General features: G+C 36.2%; 31 protein-coding genes. All 31 read right to left on the bottom strand.

What is annotated here, in order from left to right; translation table 11 throughout:
* A complete protein-coding gene (locus ACZ5OK_RS04710) occupies positions 1-276 on the bottom strand; it encodes a phage gp6-like head-tail connector protein (RefSeq protein WP_343840294.1) in 276 nt (91 codons plus the stop codon).
* A gap of 58 nt (positions 277-334) precedes the next feature.
* Complete coding sequence (locus tag ACZ5OK_RS04705) at positions 335-1,531, bottom strand: phage major capsid protein (RefSeq protein WP_343839716.1); 1,197 nt, start codon at positions 1,529-1,531, stop codon at positions 335-337.
* Between the two features lie 20 nt (positions 1,532-1,551).
* Positions 1,552-2,304: a head maturation protease, ClpP-related gene (locus ACZ5OK_RS04700; protein ID WP_343840291.1), complete on the bottom strand. Its 753-nt coding sequence runs from the start codon at positions 2,302-2,304 to the stop codon at positions 1,552-1,554.
* An 11-nt stretch (positions 2,305-2,315) separates the two neighbouring features.
* Complete coding sequence (locus tag ACZ5OK_RS04695) at positions 2,316-3,446, bottom strand: phage portal protein (RefSeq protein WP_425542201.1); 1,131 nt, start codon at positions 3,444-3,446, stop codon at positions 2,316-2,318.
* A 12-nt stretch (positions 3,447-3,458) separates the two neighbouring features.
* Complete coding sequence (locus tag ACZ5OK_RS04690; RefSeq protein ID WP_343839714.1) at positions 3,459-5,108, bottom strand: terminase TerL endonuclease subunit; 1,650 nt, start codon at positions 5,106-5,108, stop codon at positions 3,459-3,461.
* Between the two features lies 1 nt (position 5,109).
* Complete coding sequence (locus tag ACZ5OK_RS04685; protein WP_343839711.1) at positions 5,110-5,439, bottom strand: P27 family phage terminase small subunit; 330 nt, start codon at positions 5,437-5,439, stop codon at positions 5,110-5,112.
* Between the two features lie 109 nt (positions 5,440-5,548).
* Positions 5,549-5,683: a hypothetical protein gene (locus ACZ5OK_RS04680; protein ID WP_343839709.1), complete on the bottom strand. Its 135-nt coding sequence runs from the start codon at positions 5,681-5,683 to the stop codon at positions 5,549-5,551.
* A 3-nt stretch (positions 5,684-5,686) separates the two neighbouring features.
* Positions 5,687-6,010: an HNH endonuclease gene (locus ACZ5OK_RS04675; RefSeq protein ID WP_343839707.1), complete on the bottom strand. Its 324-nt coding sequence runs from the start codon at positions 6,008-6,010 to the stop codon at positions 5,687-5,689.
* 74 nt (positions 6,011-6,084) lie between these two features.
* Positions 6,085-6,228 carry a hypothetical protein gene (locus ACZ5OK_RS04670; RefSeq protein ID WP_343839705.1) on the bottom strand — a complete coding sequence of 48 codons (144 nt, stop codon included), beginning with the start codon at positions 6,226-6,228 and terminating at the stop codon, positions 6,085-6,087.
* 55 nt (positions 6,229-6,283) lie between these two features.
* Positions 6,284-6,889: a hypothetical protein gene (locus tag ACZ5OK_RS04665; RefSeq protein ID WP_343839704.1), complete on the bottom strand. Its 606-nt coding sequence runs from the start codon at positions 6,887-6,889 to the stop codon at positions 6,284-6,286.
* 19 nt (positions 6,890-6,908) lie between these two features.
* On the bottom strand, positions 6,909-7,934 hold the full coding sequence (locus ACZ5OK_RS04660; RefSeq protein ID WP_343839703.1) for a Kiwa anti-phage protein KwaB-like domain-containing protein: 1,026 nt from the start codon (positions 7,932-7,934) through the stop codon (positions 6,909-6,911).
* Between the two features lie 387 nt (positions 7,935-8,321).
* Positions 8,322-8,483: a hypothetical protein gene (locus ACZ5OK_RS04655; protein ID WP_343839702.1), complete on the bottom strand. Its 162-nt coding sequence runs from the start codon at positions 8,481-8,483 to the stop codon at positions 8,322-8,324.
* A 258-nt stretch (positions 8,484-8,741) separates the two neighbouring features.
* Positions 8,742-9,611: a toll/interleukin-1 receptor domain-containing protein gene (locus ACZ5OK_RS04650; protein ID WP_343839700.1), complete on the bottom strand. Its 870-nt coding sequence runs from the start codon at positions 9,609-9,611 to the stop codon at positions 8,742-8,744.
* Positions 9,612-9,821: 210 nt separating this feature from the next.
* Positions 9,822-10,364, bottom strand: a complete 543-nt coding sequence (locus tag ACZ5OK_RS04645) for a site-specific integrase (protein WP_343839698.1) — start codon at positions 10,362-10,364, stop codon at positions 9,822-9,824.
* Positions 10,361-10,810 (bottom strand): ArpU family phage packaging/lysis transcriptional regulator, encoded by a 450-nt coding sequence (locus ACZ5OK_RS04640; RefSeq protein ID WP_343839696.1) that lies wholly within the window; start codon positions 10,808-10,810, stop codon positions 10,361-10,363. Before ACZ5OK_RS04640 ends, ACZ5OK_RS04645 begins: the two co-directional genes overlap by 4 nt.
* Positions 10,811-10,949: 139 nt before the next feature.
* On the bottom strand, positions 10,950-11,123 hold the full coding sequence (locus ACZ5OK_RS04635; RefSeq protein WP_343839695.1) for a hypothetical protein: 174 nt from the start codon (positions 11,121-11,123) through the stop codon (positions 10,950-10,952).
* Positions 11,124-11,223: 100 nt separating this feature from the next.
* A complete protein-coding gene (locus tag ACZ5OK_RS04630) occupies positions 11,224-11,574 on the bottom strand; it encodes a hypothetical protein (protein WP_343839693.1) in 351 nt (116 codons plus the stop codon).
* 14 nt (positions 11,575-11,588) lie between these two features.
* The gene (locus ACZ5OK_RS04625; RefSeq protein WP_343839692.1) at positions 11,589-11,762 is read right to left on the bottom strand and encodes a DUF3954 domain-containing protein; all 174 of its coding nucleotides are present in this window, start codon (positions 11,760-11,762) and stop codon (positions 11,589-11,591) included.
* A 64-nt stretch (positions 11,763-11,826) separates the two neighbouring features.
* On the bottom strand, positions 11,827-12,072 hold the full coding sequence (locus ACZ5OK_RS04620; RefSeq protein ID WP_343839690.1) for a hypothetical protein: 246 nt from the start codon (positions 12,070-12,072) through the stop codon (positions 11,827-11,829).
* A 36-nt stretch (positions 12,073-12,108) separates the two neighbouring features.
* Positions 12,109-12,426 (bottom strand): hypothetical protein, encoded by a 318-nt coding sequence (locus ACZ5OK_RS04615; RefSeq protein ID WP_343839689.1) that lies wholly within the window; start codon positions 12,424-12,426, stop codon positions 12,109-12,111.
* Positions 12,427-12,731: 305 nt separating this feature from the next.
* On the bottom strand, positions 12,732-13,466 hold the full coding sequence (locus ACZ5OK_RS04610) for an NUMOD4 domain-containing protein (protein WP_343839687.1): 735 nt from the start codon (positions 13,464-13,466) through the stop codon (positions 12,732-12,734).
* Between the two features lie 33 nt (positions 13,467-13,499).
* Positions 13,500-13,664: a hypothetical protein gene (locus ACZ5OK_RS04605; RefSeq protein WP_343839685.1), complete on the bottom strand. Its 165-nt coding sequence runs from the start codon at positions 13,662-13,664 to the stop codon at positions 13,500-13,502.
* Complete coding sequence (locus ACZ5OK_RS04600) at positions 13,664-14,092, bottom strand: hypothetical protein (protein WP_343839683.1); 429 nt, start codon at positions 14,090-14,092, stop codon at positions 13,664-13,666. Before ACZ5OK_RS04600 ends, ACZ5OK_RS04605 begins: the two co-directional genes overlap by 1 nt.
* Positions 14,092-14,520, bottom strand: a complete 429-nt coding sequence (locus ACZ5OK_RS04595) for a RusA family crossover junction endodeoxyribonuclease (protein WP_343839681.1) — start codon at positions 14,518-14,520, stop codon at positions 14,092-14,094. The genes ACZ5OK_RS04600 and ACZ5OK_RS04595 overlap by 1 nt, the downstream gene beginning before the upstream one ends.
* Positions 14,517-14,678 carry a hypothetical protein gene (locus ACZ5OK_RS04590; RefSeq protein ID WP_343839679.1) on the bottom strand — a complete coding sequence of 54 codons (162 nt, stop codon included), beginning with the start codon at positions 14,676-14,678 and terminating at the stop codon, positions 14,517-14,519. The genes ACZ5OK_RS04595 and ACZ5OK_RS04590 overlap by 4 nt, the downstream gene beginning before the upstream one ends.
* Positions 14,678-15,295 carry a dUTP diphosphatase gene (locus ACZ5OK_RS04585; protein WP_343839677.1) on the bottom strand — a complete coding sequence of 206 codons (618 nt, stop codon included), beginning with the start codon at positions 15,293-15,295 and terminating at the stop codon, positions 14,678-14,680. Before ACZ5OK_RS04585 ends, ACZ5OK_RS04590 begins: the two co-directional genes overlap by 1 nt.
* Positions 15,296-15,431: 136 nt before the next feature.
* Entirely contained in the window at positions 15,432-15,629 is a 198-nt protein-coding gene (locus ACZ5OK_RS04580) for a Fur-regulated basic protein FbpA (RefSeq protein ID WP_464758513.1), read from the bottom strand.
* Positions 15,613-15,834: a helix-turn-helix domain containing protein gene (locus ACZ5OK_RS04575; RefSeq protein WP_343839673.1), complete on the bottom strand. Its 222-nt coding sequence runs from the start codon at positions 15,832-15,834 to the stop codon at positions 15,613-15,615. Before ACZ5OK_RS04575 ends, ACZ5OK_RS04580 begins: the two co-directional genes overlap by 17 nt.
* Entirely contained in the window at positions 15,812-15,982 is a 171-nt protein-coding gene (locus ACZ5OK_RS04570) for a hypothetical protein (RefSeq protein WP_464758511.1), read from the bottom strand. Before ACZ5OK_RS04570 ends, ACZ5OK_RS04575 begins: the two co-directional genes overlap by 23 nt.
* Before the next feature lie 29 nt (positions 15,983-16,011).
* The gene (locus tag ACZ5OK_RS04565) at positions 16,012-16,884 is read right to left on the bottom strand and encodes an ATP-binding protein (protein WP_343839669.1); all 873 of its coding nucleotides are present in this window, start codon (positions 16,882-16,884) and stop codon (positions 16,012-16,014) included.
* Positions 16,826-17,779, bottom strand: a complete 954-nt coding sequence (locus ACZ5OK_RS04560) for a DnaD domain-containing protein (RefSeq protein ID WP_343839668.1) — start codon at positions 17,777-17,779, stop codon at positions 16,826-16,828. Before ACZ5OK_RS04560 ends, ACZ5OK_RS04565 begins: the two co-directional genes overlap by 59 nt.
* Positions 17,780-17,787 lie beyond the last annotated feature (8 nt).

The following is a 17,787-nucleotide window of genomic DNA, read 5'->3' as shown; positions in this document are numbered from 1 at the left end:
TCAACCTCCAGAAGTTGTGGTTGTTGTTGTCGTTGTAGTGCTAGGTATTAGGTCAATTCCTAAACTGGTGATTTCACTTAAAAAATTATTCTCGAAATATTCGACGGCATCATTATAAGCGTATCGAGCACGCTCAAACACAAGCTCTTTTGCTCTGTTATCAGTTTCGGTATTGCCATAAATATCAAACTCACCGCATTGGCTTTTAAGAGCAGAAACAGAAAAGGACAACAATCTTTTTAAATTGCTGTCCTCTCCGCTGTGTGTGATATGCATCCGACTTTTGAACTCTTCTAAAAATGTCGTTGTAATTTCCTGCAATCACATCACCTCATTATGCTGTAGTGGTTGTGCTAGTTGTACTTGTTGTTGTTGTGCTTGAAGTAGTTGTTGTTGTCGTACCATATAGATCAAGGTTATAAACCTGTGCAGCGTTATTATCTTTTGGCTTACCAGTTGCATACTGCTTAGCGATAAATACATCAGCATCCTCTAAAGCCAGGGTCTCTTTATAACGGTTAGTTTGTACACCGCCACCAACAGCAGCAATGTATTCTCCCTTAACAAAGAATAGTACTTTGCCTTCAGGTACAAAAACAGATTCTGTCATGATTGGATTGAAAGGTAAGTTTGTAACATAAACTCCATTTGCGTTTTGGACCGTTGCGTTAGCCTGGATATCGAACGTGTCAAATGGGTTTGTAACCATGACGATTTTTCCAGCAACCTTACGAGGATGATCCGCTACAGTTCCATCTGATTTTAATTTTTCTGCAAGCTTTTTCACCACACCTTTTAATTCGTTGATGACTGTTCGACCAGGCTCAAAAGTTAGGGTTCCTACAGCTGTCTTATCAGTTACAGCTCCAGTTTCTGTATCAACATGTTTTAGTAGTCCGATAGGTTCACTTTGTGCTGCACCTCGACCGGCAACGTAACCACGTTCTAACCCTGCTCGCATAGCTTCACGGATAATTGTACGAACATAACGTTCAATCCATGCAGGCCCAAGTTTCAACATATCTTTTGCGATTGGTACAAACGCTGTAAGTTTTAAATGCGTAATCTTTTCTTTACGGAATGTAGAATTTAACTGACCTTTAATTCCTTCAAATAGATCTCCCCATACTGCTTGACCAGATGGATCATTGGAATAAATAAATTCCGTAACTGCTCCCAAATTTTGAATGCCGATTTCACTTAGAAGAGGATGATCTTTTACGATTTCTTCAAAGATACGCTCTTGAGTTGTCTTTGGTAACGTATCAGTTTCTTTAAATCCACCTTCTTCGATAACTGCATTAAAAAACTTAGTCTCTTCACTAGTTAATACATTTTGGCCACGGGATTGCAAAGCCACATTATCAGCCATTTGTGTATTAACCTGGTTCAAGATGTCTGACTGTACATCTTGAGCTAAGGATTCAAGCATCTCATTAAGTGCTTGTGACTGTTCTTCCTCTGTTCCATTTGTAGTAGCATCAGCAAATGCTTTTTTCTTCTCTTCAAAGTTATTAAACTTAATTGTCATTTCTCATTCCTCCATTATTTCTATAAATTTAAAAAGAGCTTACTCATATTCTGCTTTGATTCAGCAGGAGTAGGCTCTTGTTTTGGTGGTTTCTGATTATTTGGTTTTGCTTGAGCTGCATATTTAGCAACCAGTTTGTCTTTAAAGTTTTCGTATTCTTCCTCACCGTCATCATCATCATCTAAATCTTCGAGGTCCTGGATTTCAATTTCTTCACCAACTTCATCAGCTAATCCAAAAGCAACAGCTTCTTCTGCTGTAAGAAATGATTCATCATCTAATAATTGGTCTAGTTCCTCTTGTGTTCCGACAAAGCGCTTTTTGTATGATGAAGCAAGAGCAGAGTCGATTTTTCTCAAATCAGCAGCAGTCTTTTCAAAGAGTGCTGCATTTCCCCACTCAATGGTAGATGCACGGTGAATCATCATCATGGTGTTTTCGGGCATGATCACTTTGTCACCAGCCATAGCAATAACACTTGCAGCTGATGCTGCCCAACCATCAACATGGACAATAATTTCTGCCTTATGATTCCTCAACAAATTACTAATGGCTACACCATCAAATGCAGATCCACCTGGTGAATTAATATGCACGTGGATTTTTTCAGCATCCACTTCTGATAGTTGCCTCCGGATACCTTCTGCACTTCTACTGCTAAAAGAAAATCCACTAATTGGACCATAAATATACATAGAATATTCTTTTCCTTGCCCTGCTTCAAAACGTATATCTGTTTTCTTGTTCATCATGTTCATGATCTGTTCTTTCAGTTCGTTTGGCATTAACTTTCACCCCCTTCCAATAACTTTTCTAATTCGGTGTAATTCTTTGTGATAATATGCCTGTCCAGCAATTCATCATCAGATCTTTCATGGCCAGCAGCCTCCCTCACTTCATTTCCAGTAAACACGGATGAAGATACAAGTTTATCAACAGCAGACGCAAGGTCAAATAGATCACGATAAGAAACACGTCTAATGTCCAATCGTTCTCCATTCATGTAGTCTTTTTTCTCAATAAACTTTCCGCTAAATTCATCCTTCACCTTTTTAAGTAACGGATCGATACAAAAAGTCATATAATTACGTGTGCTTTTCTCGACATCTGCCATTTCCCCTCTTACTAAAGCTGGGGGAATTCCTAGCGCCCTGGCAACATGGTCCAAAAATCCATTTGTGATTTTATTTATTTCTTCCACACTCGATGAAGCTCTATCGGATTGTTCATTATATGTGAACCCCTTTTGTTGTGGAACTATAGCAAATGCTTTATTTTTGATCGCTTGATACATATTATCAATGAAGTTTTGCATTTTGCTTTGCTTTTCCGGATCCTTTGGATTAACGTTTTCAGTATCAACAGTAGCCCTGATTTGATTATTGTGTTTTTGGAACTCTAGCATCCTGCCAAATAGTTCACCATAGTCAGTATACAGACTATTAACCAACCGGGATAAATTGTCATTACTATACTCAAGATAAATAACATCGCTTGCTATAAAGCTCCGGCGGAATGTGTAGTTTTTGACTGTTACATCCTTGAAAACATCATCCATCATGGCATATTCATTCCGATAAAAATTATCAGCGATTAGCAGGTCGTCGGTATCTGTCTTAACAATTAATACCTCATTATCATGAATTAATTTGTATACAAACGTTTCCCAAAATTCGCTTGCAGACTGGTTCCGATTAGGTTTAACATTCATTTTGTAGTAGAATTCATCATGCTGCACTATACCTTTTTTCTTTATCCGGAACTCCGACTGACTGATGGTCCTGGCAATCAAGTTCACGCATGTTGCTATAGCCAGTTTCTTGTAATAGATACGGTCCGATGTATCTTCAATTAAATCCAAATCATACATTTGTTCCAATTCACTGTGTTTCTTAAATAGATCGAATAATCCCAATGCCTCACCTCCTTAAAAAGCAATATCATCCAGGAAGAAATCCTCTTCTTCTTCCAGCACATTATCAGCCTCGAACAATGCATGGATAAATGCCTGGAACCCATCTGTTTTACGACGTACTTCATCTTTCTTCAGGTACTCTTTATTGCCGTCTTTCTTGATTTTTACGTACACATTATTGGTGTACCAGCGCATTAACGGGTTATCGCCAAATATAATATTGTGATTAGCAAATATCGTTTCCACTCTAGGAGCCAGCTTACTGTGTATGGCTTTAGGATTACGAATATAAATTAATTCAAATCCTTCTGCTTCCAGAGCTGTTTTAACCAGGTCCAACCTAAATGTATCAGCCACAATTCGATTCACCCCATATTGCTCCCTCATTTCTACAAACCAATCAACGATATGCTCGATATTGATCACAGGCTCATCAACGATGGTTAATAATCCCTCTTCAGCCCAATCATATATCGGGGGCTTTAATTGAACGTTATCCAGGAAGCCTTTCCGTATGAATGAATGGGTTTTCCAAACATAGTCATCACCAACTTTGAAAAGAAGGCCTACAGCTGCAAAATCTCGAATAGATGCGTAGTCTAATCCACCAACGGCTGTGCGGTGTGCCAAATCAGGGAATGGCCTGTTTGTAGCTTCTATCTCTTCCCATGTCGCAACTGATGTTGTTAAATCCGTTGCTGGTGTGTTCATCCGTTTAGTCATGAAACGGATCCGTGCAGACGGCTTCGAATTACCAAGTGATATATATTGACGTTTAACTGTTCTAAACAGTTCATGAGCATAATCATTTAATGGCTTATGGAACATCGGATTAGCCTTTTGCCAATTCGATTCATCATCCATTTCCTTTTCATCATCCAAACAAGCCATAAAAACAAATATATGGTCCTCTGGAGCTTCACCTTTAAGTACGCGGATTGCCCGTTCTTTTAAATCGTCAAGGTAACCACCACGTACAAATCCGTCAGTAGTGATAAAAAACTCTCTTGAGTGTCTGACTTTTCCTAATCCAGATGAAAACACATCAACAATATCTGAATCTTCATATTCATGAACTTCATCATAGATAACGCAACCATCACGTAAGCTGTCTTTCGTTTTTGCGTTTGAAGTGTGATACTTTAATACACTTCCATTAGCCTTGCTTTTAATTTCTGACTTTGTGTGTTTAAAGAGCGATTGCAGCACGCCGCCTTTACCATCTGTATCAATAGCATCATATACTTCATTGAAGGATGTTTTGGCTTGTTCCTCACTATTGGCCACAATCGATATATTATATTTGTCGATACCATGTAGCTCACTAATAAAGAAATGAGCAAGGGATGAAATTAAACCGTTCTTACCAGCTCCCCTGGCCATATATAAAAAGAACTGTTCAAAGAACGGATAGTTGCCTTCCTTGTAGTACAAAAAGACAAATGCTGTTATAAACTTCTGAAATGGCTGCAGCTCAAAATAATTCTTTTCAGTAAAAGCGATGTATCGTTCATGGGTGACTTCATCAAAATAGAGATCGTCTCGATTGAGGACGTGATTTTTCAAATAAGAAAATAAAAGAACCAAATACTTGCTGACTTTATTTTTTCCAGCTTCGTATTGGTTCATATAATACAGTACGTGCTTATTTTTTAATTTCATATTAGATCAGATCGCTTGCGGTGAATTTTGGTTTAGCATCATCGTCCTCATCGATGAAGTTGAATGTCTTCTCAATATTTATGATGGATGAATTAACTTTGTTCATTTCATTTAGCAGAGGGTGGGATTTAATATACTCCTGATTTCCGTTTTTAACGTTGGTGGAAACCCCCTCTTTTTTGACTGTTCGTTCCATCCTCCGATACATCTCAACATGCTTCAAATACCTACCAACTTTTTCAACCTCAACAGGACTGCTGGTATCAATCCTCGACATCAGATAATCCTTGATTTTATCAATGCTTACGTCGGTTCTGAATTTGGTTGTCACATCATCCCACCCCCCCTCACGTGATATTTATATAAAAAAAGTGGAAAGTCGAGCCCCCTGCACCGTTTCCCCGGTCGGAAAAATAAGTCAAAATTTTTAGGCGGGGGGTCTATTTAAATTTCATTTCAACTTTACCGCCGCAGTGTTTGCATTCAGTGTCATATACTATCCAGTTTTCATTACTCTTTTCCTCGTTCACCTCTGCCAACTCACCACAGTCTTTGCAAACATTTATAATATTCATCTTCTACCACCTTTCATCATGCTCCCACTTATTCGGTTTTCGCTCAAACCCTTTTAAGTACCTGCCATGCTTGCGATTATGACACTTGATACAAAGTGTCTCTAAATTATCGGGATCCATTGCAAGATCCGGATAATCAACCAGCTCCTTAATGTGATCCACATCCAATGACTTATGTTTATCATTATCAGCAAGCTTTACATATCCATTACGTTTGCATTCCTGGCACTCGTAATTATCTCTTTCCAAAACAAAAAGCCTCAGCTGTCGCCAGGCTTTACTCTTATAAAACTTCATCTGTTGTTCTTTTGTTTGGTATTGCTGCATGGTTAATCACCAACTTAAAGTTTGCTTGCCCCTATTCGTTCTATCAATGGTCCATTACCAGTCCTTTAAATTTATTATTCCTTCACTACAACACTATCAACATAGATCTTGCCAAGCCACATCTTCCAAACTGTGAAATATTTTTCCCCACCGGATTCATATTGGGTGCGATAGGTTAATGGTAACAGCTGTTTTAGATACCATTTTAAATTTTTCATTTTATTACACTCCTGAAAATTTTGTATATAAAAAAACACCTCTTTTGAGATGTCTTTACTTCAAGTAGTATACATTTTTTATAAGCTTTACAATTTTAAATTTTTTGTTGTACAAATCATCATGTTTCGTAATTACGAATCCTTTGGTTTTATATTTTTCTTCTTTATCTGTAATGAACACAAAACTAACATTAAAAACCTTATATTTAGAGACGAAAAATATAGGACACGCAATAATATAATCAATTTTAGTTAATAGTAAGATTATAAATAAGATTACTGCAATACATATAGTCAGACTCACTATAGATTTAAAATCCACTGTAATTAAAGGTAAGATTAAGGTTAATAAGAAGAAAGTATAATCATTTAAACTTGGTTTTTTAAATTCTTTAATATATATATCTTTCCCTTTATCATAGTTCGAAATCTTTCTTTCAATGTTACGAAACATCAACTTTGGGATGAAATAATATATGCCAATAGAAAAGAATAATAAAATTAAAATAAAGAATACATGCAATAAATTTTCTGGAATATTATAATTCCAAAGATTTTTTCCTTTAACGATGTCTTCGAAGTAATACCTGTAAATAGCTATCATAAATACAGGTGTATAAGATACAAACCATAGGATACCTTGGGCTCGTTTACCCCACATGTATCTCCCTCTTTTCTATTTAACCCAAACTCATTGCGACTTTTATTCTTTTAGTTAAAAAAGATTCTACTATTTTGTCTTGAAAAAAATGTAACAATGGTGTTGGGTTATCATTTTCTTTAAAAATGACCTTTTTATTATCAAAGTCAATATAATTAATCAAATCATCAAGTTCACCAATTTCACTTTTAAATCTTTTTAATTTATCTTCATCTTTAATGTTTTCCCTTTTATCTCGAATTTTTTTTAATTCATCTACTCTATCATTAAAATGCTCTTCAACTTCACTAATAATGTTTTCATCCATACTAGCAATACCTCTTACTAGTAGATGATGATTTGATGCATTCCTAAATGCTTCTTTTGTTGTGTCATCAGAAAAGAAGCTCATTGAAGTTAATCTTTCCATATTAATTCTGCTTTTTTCTGTTATATGATCTTTATAATCAAAAGCCCATTCAAAATGTCTCGGATCTACTATATAAATATTTTTATCATCCATAAAAAATGAAAAATTACCACCAAATTCTACTAAATCTTTGCTAACAGCTTTAAACTCCTCGGATGACCATATTGCTATCTTTTTAGTTTTTGCTTGTTTTTTCACACTTCTATAAAAGCAAAAACTAACTTGTTCATCTTCTAATGTTAAAGTGATTATTTGGAAATTTGATATCTGTATTTTTTCCAATTCATCATCAATTAACGCTTTTCTAAGTAATTCAAAATTTGTTACTGCCTTATTACTATGAGAGTAAGATTTAGTATTGAACCTTCCAATATATCCAGTTAATTTAAATTCTTGATTATAATTTTGAACTGCGAAGTTATTTTCAGCATCCATAAATTCACTTATTTTCTTAATAATATGTTCTTTTAAGAAATTTGTGATTGAGTCATCCAACTCTACTGATTTTGAAAAGTAATAATCATTTTTCTTATTATCTTTACAAACAAAATATGCCGAAACTGCAACTCTTTCATAATCCTCTTCTTTTAAAGCAATTAGTTTTTTCACAATATGATTATCGTTGTTTATGTCCATTACTAATTCCTCCTCTGTCGACTTCTCATTTTACAACATTCGACAAAAGGAGAATATTTCCTTCTAAACATTAAAAATTCAAAATGTAATTTATTCGGATAACTCCTACTTTATATTCACTAATAATAATTATAATGTTAATTAACTTAATCCATAATTAATCCCCAACACACTCCTCCTCTATACTTTTGAAACTGGCTGGGCTCTAAGAATATCGTATCAAAAACTTGACCATAAAAAAGAACCACCTACCCTGTGGATAAGTGATTCTCTTAAGGAGGATTCTCATGTCTGGCTCTCAACACCATCAAAAATAGAAATAGAACTACTAAACTCAAATATTTTAACACATAATAGCATGGTAACACGACTTAAAAAATGACATGTTTAAAATAAATAAAAATATACCCCGCCAAATACAACAAAATACATGATAATGTGTCCAATCAGAGCACCTTTGTTAACCTTTAATTTGGTTTTACCTTGATGTTCGTATGGAATAAAAATGTTTTCTCTCCCTGCTACAATAACAAATAATAATGCACCCATCTGAAATAAACTACCCCAAATAAAAGTTTCAGTAGAAATTCAGACTCACCTCCGCCGTTTGTTATTCTTACACCTAATATATCACAATAACCACCCAGCCAACAGCGCCGAGTATCTAGTAAGCAATTAAAAAAAAGGACCACCCATCCTATGGATAAGTGGCCGATGAACTCATTATTTTAACTCACTAACATCATAACACGGTTTTGGTGTGTTTTACTTGCCTTTTTTCTGCCAAAAGTCTGCCATTAATTATTCTCACCATAACCCATTATCATTCATGTGCTTCACATATTTAACCCCAAATTCCGATAAATAATACATAGTACTTAACTGTTCTGTTTGACGTTCAACGTCAATTATGGAATGTAAAACCAAAGGCGTAATAAGTTCATCCACTGCTTCCCGTCTTTCTGGATAATCTTCAATAAAGCCAAATAAATCTAATTTTTGAATTAATATGTTTGTAATGCCAATACTAGTTAAACCAGATGTGAGTGAAGGGTAGAGAATTTTTAATAATTTATTAATTGATTCAAAATTCCCCTCAATGTTTGCAGTTTCCACATCTAGAATTGTTTGTACTTTGTCGAAGGTTTCATTACTATTATTTAAATTTTGCAAATGAAATTTAAAATTGTTTATTTCATTTTTAAGCTCAAGAATTTGGTTTTCGTAAGCTAAATCTTTTTTATGTATCACTGAATTAACTTTATATTGATATGCACTTGATACAAGTTTTAATAAACCATCCACATACTCTTCATCATTAATTATAGCTAAGTGCAAACTAGCAATATCTAATGGAACATTTTTTCTCGTTTCCTCCTTGTCTACAAATGTAACAATATTAAAACCTTTATTTCTACTTTGTTCAATAAATGAAGCGTCTAATTCTCTTTTAACCCAACTTGAATCAATTGAGTTGTCTGTTAAATAAACAAAAAACAAATCACATGAAGGAATACCATCTTCAAATATTTTCTTACGTAAAGATTCTCCTGGATTGATTTCCCAATCATCAAACCAACAATCAATTTTATATTTTCTTAAATCATTAGCTATTTTCTCAATAATCTTTTTGTCTTTTTTTGAATGTGATAAAAAAACTTTAGGTCTGCTATCCATTTTTTATTCCCCCTATCAATTACCCATATCTTATAAAGTGTTACATTCAGCCAACGCTCAAACCCCTTGATATTCTTAACTTGAATTAAATCCCCTAAAATGAATGACACACCTTCTTATTATGTTTCATTGTACAAGATAAAGGGATAAATTGGTAGATTCATAGCGAAAAAAGTCAAAATAAAAGAGCTCATCTAATGAATGATGAGCTCATATCTTAAATTCCTTCATGGCCTTATCTAAATTGTCCTGGTTAATCCCAATATATTTTAAGGTAATGGAAGGGCTGGAATGATTGAATATCTCCTGGAGCATAGCAACGTCCTTTGTTTGTCTATAAAAGTGGTATCCAAAGGTTTTTCTTAATGTATGAGTACCAATTTCATCAAGACTAACATACTCTGCAGCATCTCTTAATATCTTGTAAGCCATGCTCCGACCAATTGGCTTATTAATACCCTTTCTGCTTTTAAAGAGGTACTCAAAGTCTTCCTTTCCTTCTACATAAGCTTTTAACTCTTTCCTAAGTGAAGGAGGCATGTCAATTCGTTTTTGCTTTCTAGTCTTCTTTTCTCGCAAACTAAAGTATGGCCTTTTCACATCACTAACACGTAAAGGCAGGATATCTGAAATTCTAAGTCCACTATTTATCCCCACTAGGAAAAGCATGTAGTTACGTTCACTCTTATCCTTTAAGTATTGTTTGATTGCCCTTATAACTTCAGGATCTCTTATAGGTTGGACAAAATTCATGATGGTTTCACCTGCTCTTCATACACCTCGATTTTTAAAATGAATGCCAGCTTATAAAAAGCCCTGGACTTTAAGCGATAATACTTACGTTCGCTGAATCCCAACTCATTATAAACTTCATAATCAAACACATCATCACTTCCCAAATATCGTTTAATGATAACGGACCGTTCATTGTATGCTAACCGGTTCACGGCCTTCCTTATCTTATTCAGGTAACGTTTTCTGGCAATCTCCTGATCAAGTCTCTTCACGGCTAAATCCTCTGTCTTAGAGTGGAATTCATTGGTGTTTGATGGTGGCGTTAAAGTGAACGATGCCGTTATTTTTGGCGATATCTCTTCTGGTTCCATGAGCAAAAACATTTGATACTTTGTTAGAGCCTCTTCCACAGCCTTTTTGGTATCTTCACGGTTAATTTCAGGTAATTTAAATGAGATCTGCATCAATCATTCCCCTTCCCTTTTATAAACCTCTCAGCTTCTTTAAATAAGGATTGAACATATTCACTTCGTTTAACAGGTGATACAGGTCCTCTCCTTCTGTCCTTGCGGTATGGACTAACTTTCCATCTATAGATATTTTTCAAAACTTCTTCACCAACTTCCAAAGTAGATATACTGGCCAAATCATTGTGATAAACAGCAGCTTAAACATGCATATGGTCTCTTCAGTGTCGTCCTCGTAGATGTACTCTGGATCATCCTGTAATACAGCGACTGCAGCTCCAACAAAGATATATAAACTCATCCAAAACATATCGACACCTCCAATAAAAAAGGACACAAACCAAGCGTGCGAACGCTCAATCTGTGCCCTGGTTGTTCCAGTAGCTTATTTAATTTGTTTAACACAACACCTAAGGTAAGTTTATTCTAACTGCAATAACCTTTTCCCATTCTACTTCAGCTAGTTCTTTGTCCGTTTGTTCCTGTAAGTAAGAATCTGACCAAGAAGGATTGTTCATTTCTAATCTGTCAAAAATCAATTCCCCGACCTCGTCCTCATCTTTTGAACGGACATAACATCTTTCGTCATGATTATAAATTTCTTCGATGCTTGCACTACCCCAGCTTGCAACCCACCAAGCAAAATCATCACTACCAATAATGTCTGTATCCACCATTGGAACAATTTCTAAATCTGGATTTTCCCTTATCAATTCAAGTAACTCATCAATATTTGATTTCCGTTTTTCAATCCGTTTCATTATCCATTCCCCTTTTACTTTTTCGTATATGAAACCTCATAATGACTAGGCTTACCATTCTGCCAAGTAATTACTTGCTTTCCAAACCCCTCACCTGGTACATCTACTTTATCCAATTTTCCGTTCACAACACGATAAACAGCGTTCTCACTCAAACTAATCTCAGCCTTCATCTTGTCCTTGTTCATTGTGTGGCCCCCTTGTATAATGGATATAGGATGAGTAAAGTCGGGAGCCACGCTTTCGGCTTTTTTATTTTTTTGAATCATCATAGATGCTATCTTCATTCATGATTGCTGTTATCTTTTCATAAAGCCTAAATGGATCTTTGGATGCTTCATGGATATCCTCAGTTTCTAACTCCAGAATCCCCATTTCATTTTTTCTAATAATCCCTTGTTGAAATTCTATAAAACTCCCTTTATCCAGGTGTTTAATCTGCTGAAATAACGGATCACTTTCAAAGCCAAAGTATTCGTAAATATCGACCTGTTCCATATCATCACCTTTTTCATTATTTCCTCAGAATGTGCATTACTCGTTTTCAAAATCCTCATTGTGTCCTTTGTAGAAACAATGTTTACACACTACGTTTTCATCCAATGATTGAGGGAAAGGAAATATCTTTCCTCTTTTAGCTGGTTCTCTTGTTTCATTTCCGCACTTTTCGCAATTAACGTACTCAATTTTTCCGCTACTGTATGAAGGGTTGAACTCTACATGCACTTCAAATTCACGTTCGCAATTCTCGCATTCGTGGTCGAATTTATTATCATCAGGTAAATCAACAGTTCCTTCTGTCATATCATTTTCGTATTCACAATAAGGACATTCAACAGTATCTAAGTACACATTTATCACCCTTTCAACTACTTCACATTTTCGGTCTGTTGCGCAATTTAATCGGACTATGAATTGCCTACCATCAAAGACATTGCTAATCTTCCGAAGTACAAATTGTTCTGCGTCATATCTCTTTTTCGACTTCTTTCAATCCAAAAGAATCGTCTTGTTGATTCATCATCCCCTTTATACCACCAATCACCCTTATTTTTAGCCCATACAAAAGCGATGATTATTTTTCTGCCTAGAAACCAAAAAGGAAAGTAAAAATGTTCTATCTCTATTTCCGACTTCCTTTTCATTTCTTCACCTCGCTACTTCGTATTTTCTGTCAAATACGCCTCATACTCTTCAGCAAACTTAAACACAAACCCATCAACAGTCGCTTCTCTCATGCCATTACAAACATCTAACACAGCTGTATAAGACATATACGTTTTCCTACCGGCTTCACGTGCGGATCTGTACTCACCAATGATTTTTCCCGTCTCAGGGTCCAACTGTAAGACCGGTTTGCTTTTGGATAAGTATCCTGTTTTTTCACCTAGTTCACAGTTGGATACATACTCTAAATTCCCGGCAAAGTTATCAGTTTTAATCCCGTTTTTGTGCCTGAGCACTTGTCCGGGCTTAGGATCACCCAAATAGTGATGAGCCACTAATTTTGAAATCTTATAACCCTGGTACTTTCCTTTAAATTTAACTTTAATCATGAGATAACCCCGGCGCTTTTTAAGAAAAGGAAGCAGCCATTTATGGGTATACTTATAAACCCTCTTAAAACGTCCATAATTTGAAATTAAGAACTCACCATCAGAGCCATCAATCTCTTGCCAATGTTCATCCGGATATTTGATTTTTGAGTACCATTCCTTTCGTTGCTGGACGGTTGTATCGGGTTTTAAAATATAGCAATCTATGGTTCCAATTTTCCTGCCTCTTGAACGGGCAGATTGCAAAGATCCTCTTGTGAGTCCTGTTAGTTTTTCTAAGTAATCATACGTTGTCTCTGTTATCAAATTGGTTTTAGGGTCATAAAGTTGAATCATAAAATATCACCTTCAGTCATAAAAACCTAATTATTATTTATTTTTCCTAGCTTTCGGCCATCTATAATCCACTTGTCTTTGCTGCCGCTTCGCTTTTTTCTTATGAAACATATTAGCAGCTCTACCTTTCTGCCGTTCGGCCAGCTCTTCATCCGTTAGATAATAAGTAATTACCGGCCCGTGCATAGATTCAGCCATTAGTTGTCACCTCCATGTTCGGCCTTCCATTTCGTTATTCTTGCATCAGCAAATGACCGACCTGTCCAGCGCTTTATTTCTTCTAAGTAAAAAGGTTCTGCACATCTTGGACAATTTGGCAGCATCTTTTTCCCTCGGTATTGCTTTTCTAACCGTTTAATGGTTACTAACCATGGTTTATAATTTGCGATTTGCTTTCGTTGTTCCAGCAATTGCTCCACCTGGTTTCTTAACTTTTCGCCATTTGTGGCTAGTTCGTACATGGCATCATAAGGATCTATAACAGCTCCACAGCTGCTACAATTCACTTGTCTGTTTTGCGTATCAATCATAAATTTTCGATTATCGCACTTGCATATCTTTTCAATCCCTCGATTAATCCTAACCTGGTCAATTTCCACTACTTTGTTAGGAAGATTATCTACCATCAAGACACCTCCTGATCAATCTCTTGAATAGTGACCTCAACCCTCGGCTTTTCGCTGTAATACTTAGAAACTTGAAGCTCCACAATTTGGCTGTCATCCTTGTAAATTACACCATTCAGAGCATCCTCAATCCCTTTTGCTATATTGGAGCAATCCGGCTTCTTTGTTGGTCTGTGTATTTCATCCAAAGAGAGCTTTCTCAGCTTTTTTGACATACTCTTTGGGATTTGCCTGTAAATTTTAATAGAAACACTCACGGGACCCAGAATTAAATTTTTTGGCGCATGTTGAGAAGCAACCAGCTTAACGTATTGTTTGTATGTTCTTGATGATTGAGGATCGTACATTTTGACTTGTCCGCTCCTGGTACGTCCCGCTCTCGGCCTCCCCTGCGCTTGTGCATCTCCTAAAACAGTAAACTTAATCACATCATCATCCCCAAACTAATCACTAACAGGAACGTTAAAAAGATAAACAGCACGTAGTTAACAAAATGATTCTTCTCACGTTTTTGGTACTGATCAATCAAACCTCTCAACCTCTGATTCTCAGACTCTATCGTTGCCATTTGATAGTCTTTATTCATCAATATCCGCTCTCCTGTCGTTCATGATTCACTTCATTTTTGAATAGGTAGGCTTGTTCGATTTGTTCCCAGGTGATGCCGAGCATTTCGCCTAAACCGACGAATAGATCACTAAGTAAAATCCATTCTGATTTGGCATGACTCTTACCCCACTCATATTTCTGTAACACTCTATAGCATTGATAATTTAATTCTACAAATTGGTCAGTAGCGCTAGTTTGTAGGTGAGGATTAATTGATTGAATTTCTACCCCTATATCCAACCCAATGCTCAAAATAAAGTGTAAGCAGTCAACGTATTCTTCTAAGAGTGGGTTGTAAAAATGAACTCCACAGCCATCACAGTTCTTGCATTCCCCAACGATTTTTCCATTTTCAATAAATATTGGGTTGCCATTACATGATTCGCATACATCATTTTCGTTCGGATACCATCTCCTCGGTTCCTGGTCATTACTCCAAAACTTAAAGAATCGAGCTTCATTCGCAAGCTCTCCTAGTTCCACTTGCAAGGCTAGAATCTTTTTATCAAGTAAATCCTGCCCTTCCAGTCCTTTTTCTTTGATAATGTGGTTATCCAGCTGTCGCTGCATATCGAAAAGTTTTTTAAAATTCAATTTTTGGTTCCTCCTCACAATCTTCATAAAAGACAATTAGTGATTTAGAATTACTTCCTTCTGCCCATATCGTTTCAACGATGGACTTATTTTCAGCCCAACCATTAAAGTATTCTTCAAATTCTCCATAAAAGGATTAAACTTTTTTACTTTCACGCTTACGCATCTCCTTCCCAATTTTGCACTTCACATTGATATGAATTTGTTCAAGCTCCGTAAGTGTTAAATCCTTAGTTTCAATACCATCAGGCTCAGGTGTCGTTTCATATCCATGCTTCCACAATTCATAAATCAAATATTGTCTACGTTCTTCCACTTTATCTCTTAAAATCATTACCAAAAATCCCTCCTTCCCTCTGTTCAATAAACCCCTCTTCAGCTTGATCTAAGATAATGATTGCTATTTCCACTTGCGGACGTTTCAATAAACGTGCCATTTCAAAAATAGACTTGCCTTCATTCCAAAGATTCCTAAACCTTTCCAGTTCATCCGGCCACCAATCTAGGTTACGTTCATCATGAGCTATGTAAACCGGCATATTTCTTCACCTCGAGATGATGAATTGCATTTTGTATTCTTTTATTAAAATCGGCCAATTCTTTGTCCAGCTGCTCTTTGGACTTTGGTTCACAGATAGGGCATTTCACCACCTGAACACATCCGGATACAACTTCACTCCACATCACACCTCTTCTGTTGCATAGTGGGCACATTATTAATCCCCCTTTCCATTTTCATATTCTTCAACGCTTATCCCTAACGCCCTGGACATCGCCTTTGATTTTCTGTAATTTGAAGCACGATTAAACACGCAATTCATATTCCCAATGATTCTCCACCAGGTCCGGCCTTTGTCATCCAATTTGTAGGCAATCTTATTGCTTTCAAACTCTTGTGGGGTGATGTTTGATGTTGCCCATATAGGTTTGTTCGCACGTTCTCGGCCGTTAATAATTTGAAATATCCAATCCTTTTCCTCGTAGGTTAACTTCTGGCTACTCAAGAAATCATCCCAAATTAATAAATCCGCATCTAAACAAGCTCCCATGATTTCCTGAAATGATTCATTGTTCTTAAAATCTTTCGTGGCTTGTAACCGACTGAACAAATCTTTTTCGGTAATATAGATAACCGCATATCCTTGTTTGATTAACTCATTCCCACCAGCTGCGGTTAAATGGCTTTTTCCGTTTCCGGTTTCACCGAAGATGAAAACACCCAGTTTACCTCGATTAGAAAAATTATGAACAGCTGACTTGATTTCCTCATAAGCTTCTTCAGTCCCTTTACGAGGTTTATAATTTTCAAAGGTCATAGATTTTATGTCTTCCATCTGGCTGCTTAATTGCAAGATCCTATTGATTCGAACTCGTTTTTCTTTTGCCTCCTGTTCTTTTTTAAAGTCTTCTAACTCTTTTATTTCACAAGGACAAGCGCATACGACCCATTTCATTTCTCCAGTAAACGGATGTTTTATTTGTGTTAAAGGCTTTTCTTTTCCGCAATATTTGCACTTCACGGGTTCTGGGTTACTTGTAGAGTCGTACATTCCCGCTTTCTTCAGAATGTTGTCCATTGCTTCTTTCATCAGGACCACCTTCTTTGTAGTTTGGTATTTCTACGACCTTTTCGTGTTTAGCAGCTTGCTGATTTTTATACTCAACTTCCTCCGCCTTTGCTTGTTCAAGAGATTTGATTCCTTTTTTAAACCAAGATTGCAAAATACTCTTTGCATAACCCCAACTTGCTTTATTTCGCTCTAATGATCGTCTAAGGGCTTCAATAACCATTTCATCTCCTAAATCTTCAATCCAGGAAATCATGTCCTCGGACACGTAAGGCGAAATCACTCCAAAATTATTTTGATAGAATTGAATAGCATCAGAAGGAGTAGAAGTTGCGTTTTCTTCTTCTACTTCTCTTTCTTTTTCTCTTTCTCTTTCTACTTCTCTTTCTTCTTCTTCTTCTACTTCTTCCCCCAGGTCTATGGAAGGACTATCCGTAGGGTATTGATACGGTATTGAACCCTTGTCATTGAGCGATTCCTCGTTTTTTTCTTCTATATCGTTTGCATGGGGTATGGATAGGGTATCGATACGGTATCCGTACTCTTTGCATTTTTCAATGAACACCTTAATAAACTCATGATTTTTTACTTTATGAAGCTCTTTACTGATTAAAGAAAACACCTTTTTCGAATTGATCCAATTGTATTTAATCCAATTGACCATCATAATTTCTCTCGTTGGTTCGTGATAAATGATTTTTCCGTATTCAGTAAATCGATTTAAAAGCTTTTCCACAGTCTCTCTGTTGTAGCCTGTCTCTGTTTCAATAATCCTTTTTGGCAGCTCATAAATGCCGCATTGAGTGGTTTTGCTATTTGTCATAAGGTACAAATAAAAATACTTCTCTTCTGGAGTCAGATCTAAAACAAAACCATCTTGCCAAAAATCAATGTGTACTTGGCGATATCTAGCCATTTAACCAC

Source organism: Salinibacillus aidingensis (assembly GCF_055393355.1).
Note: the sequence above shows the minus strand (reverse complement) of the source record. Positions and strands in the feature narration are given on the sequence as shown.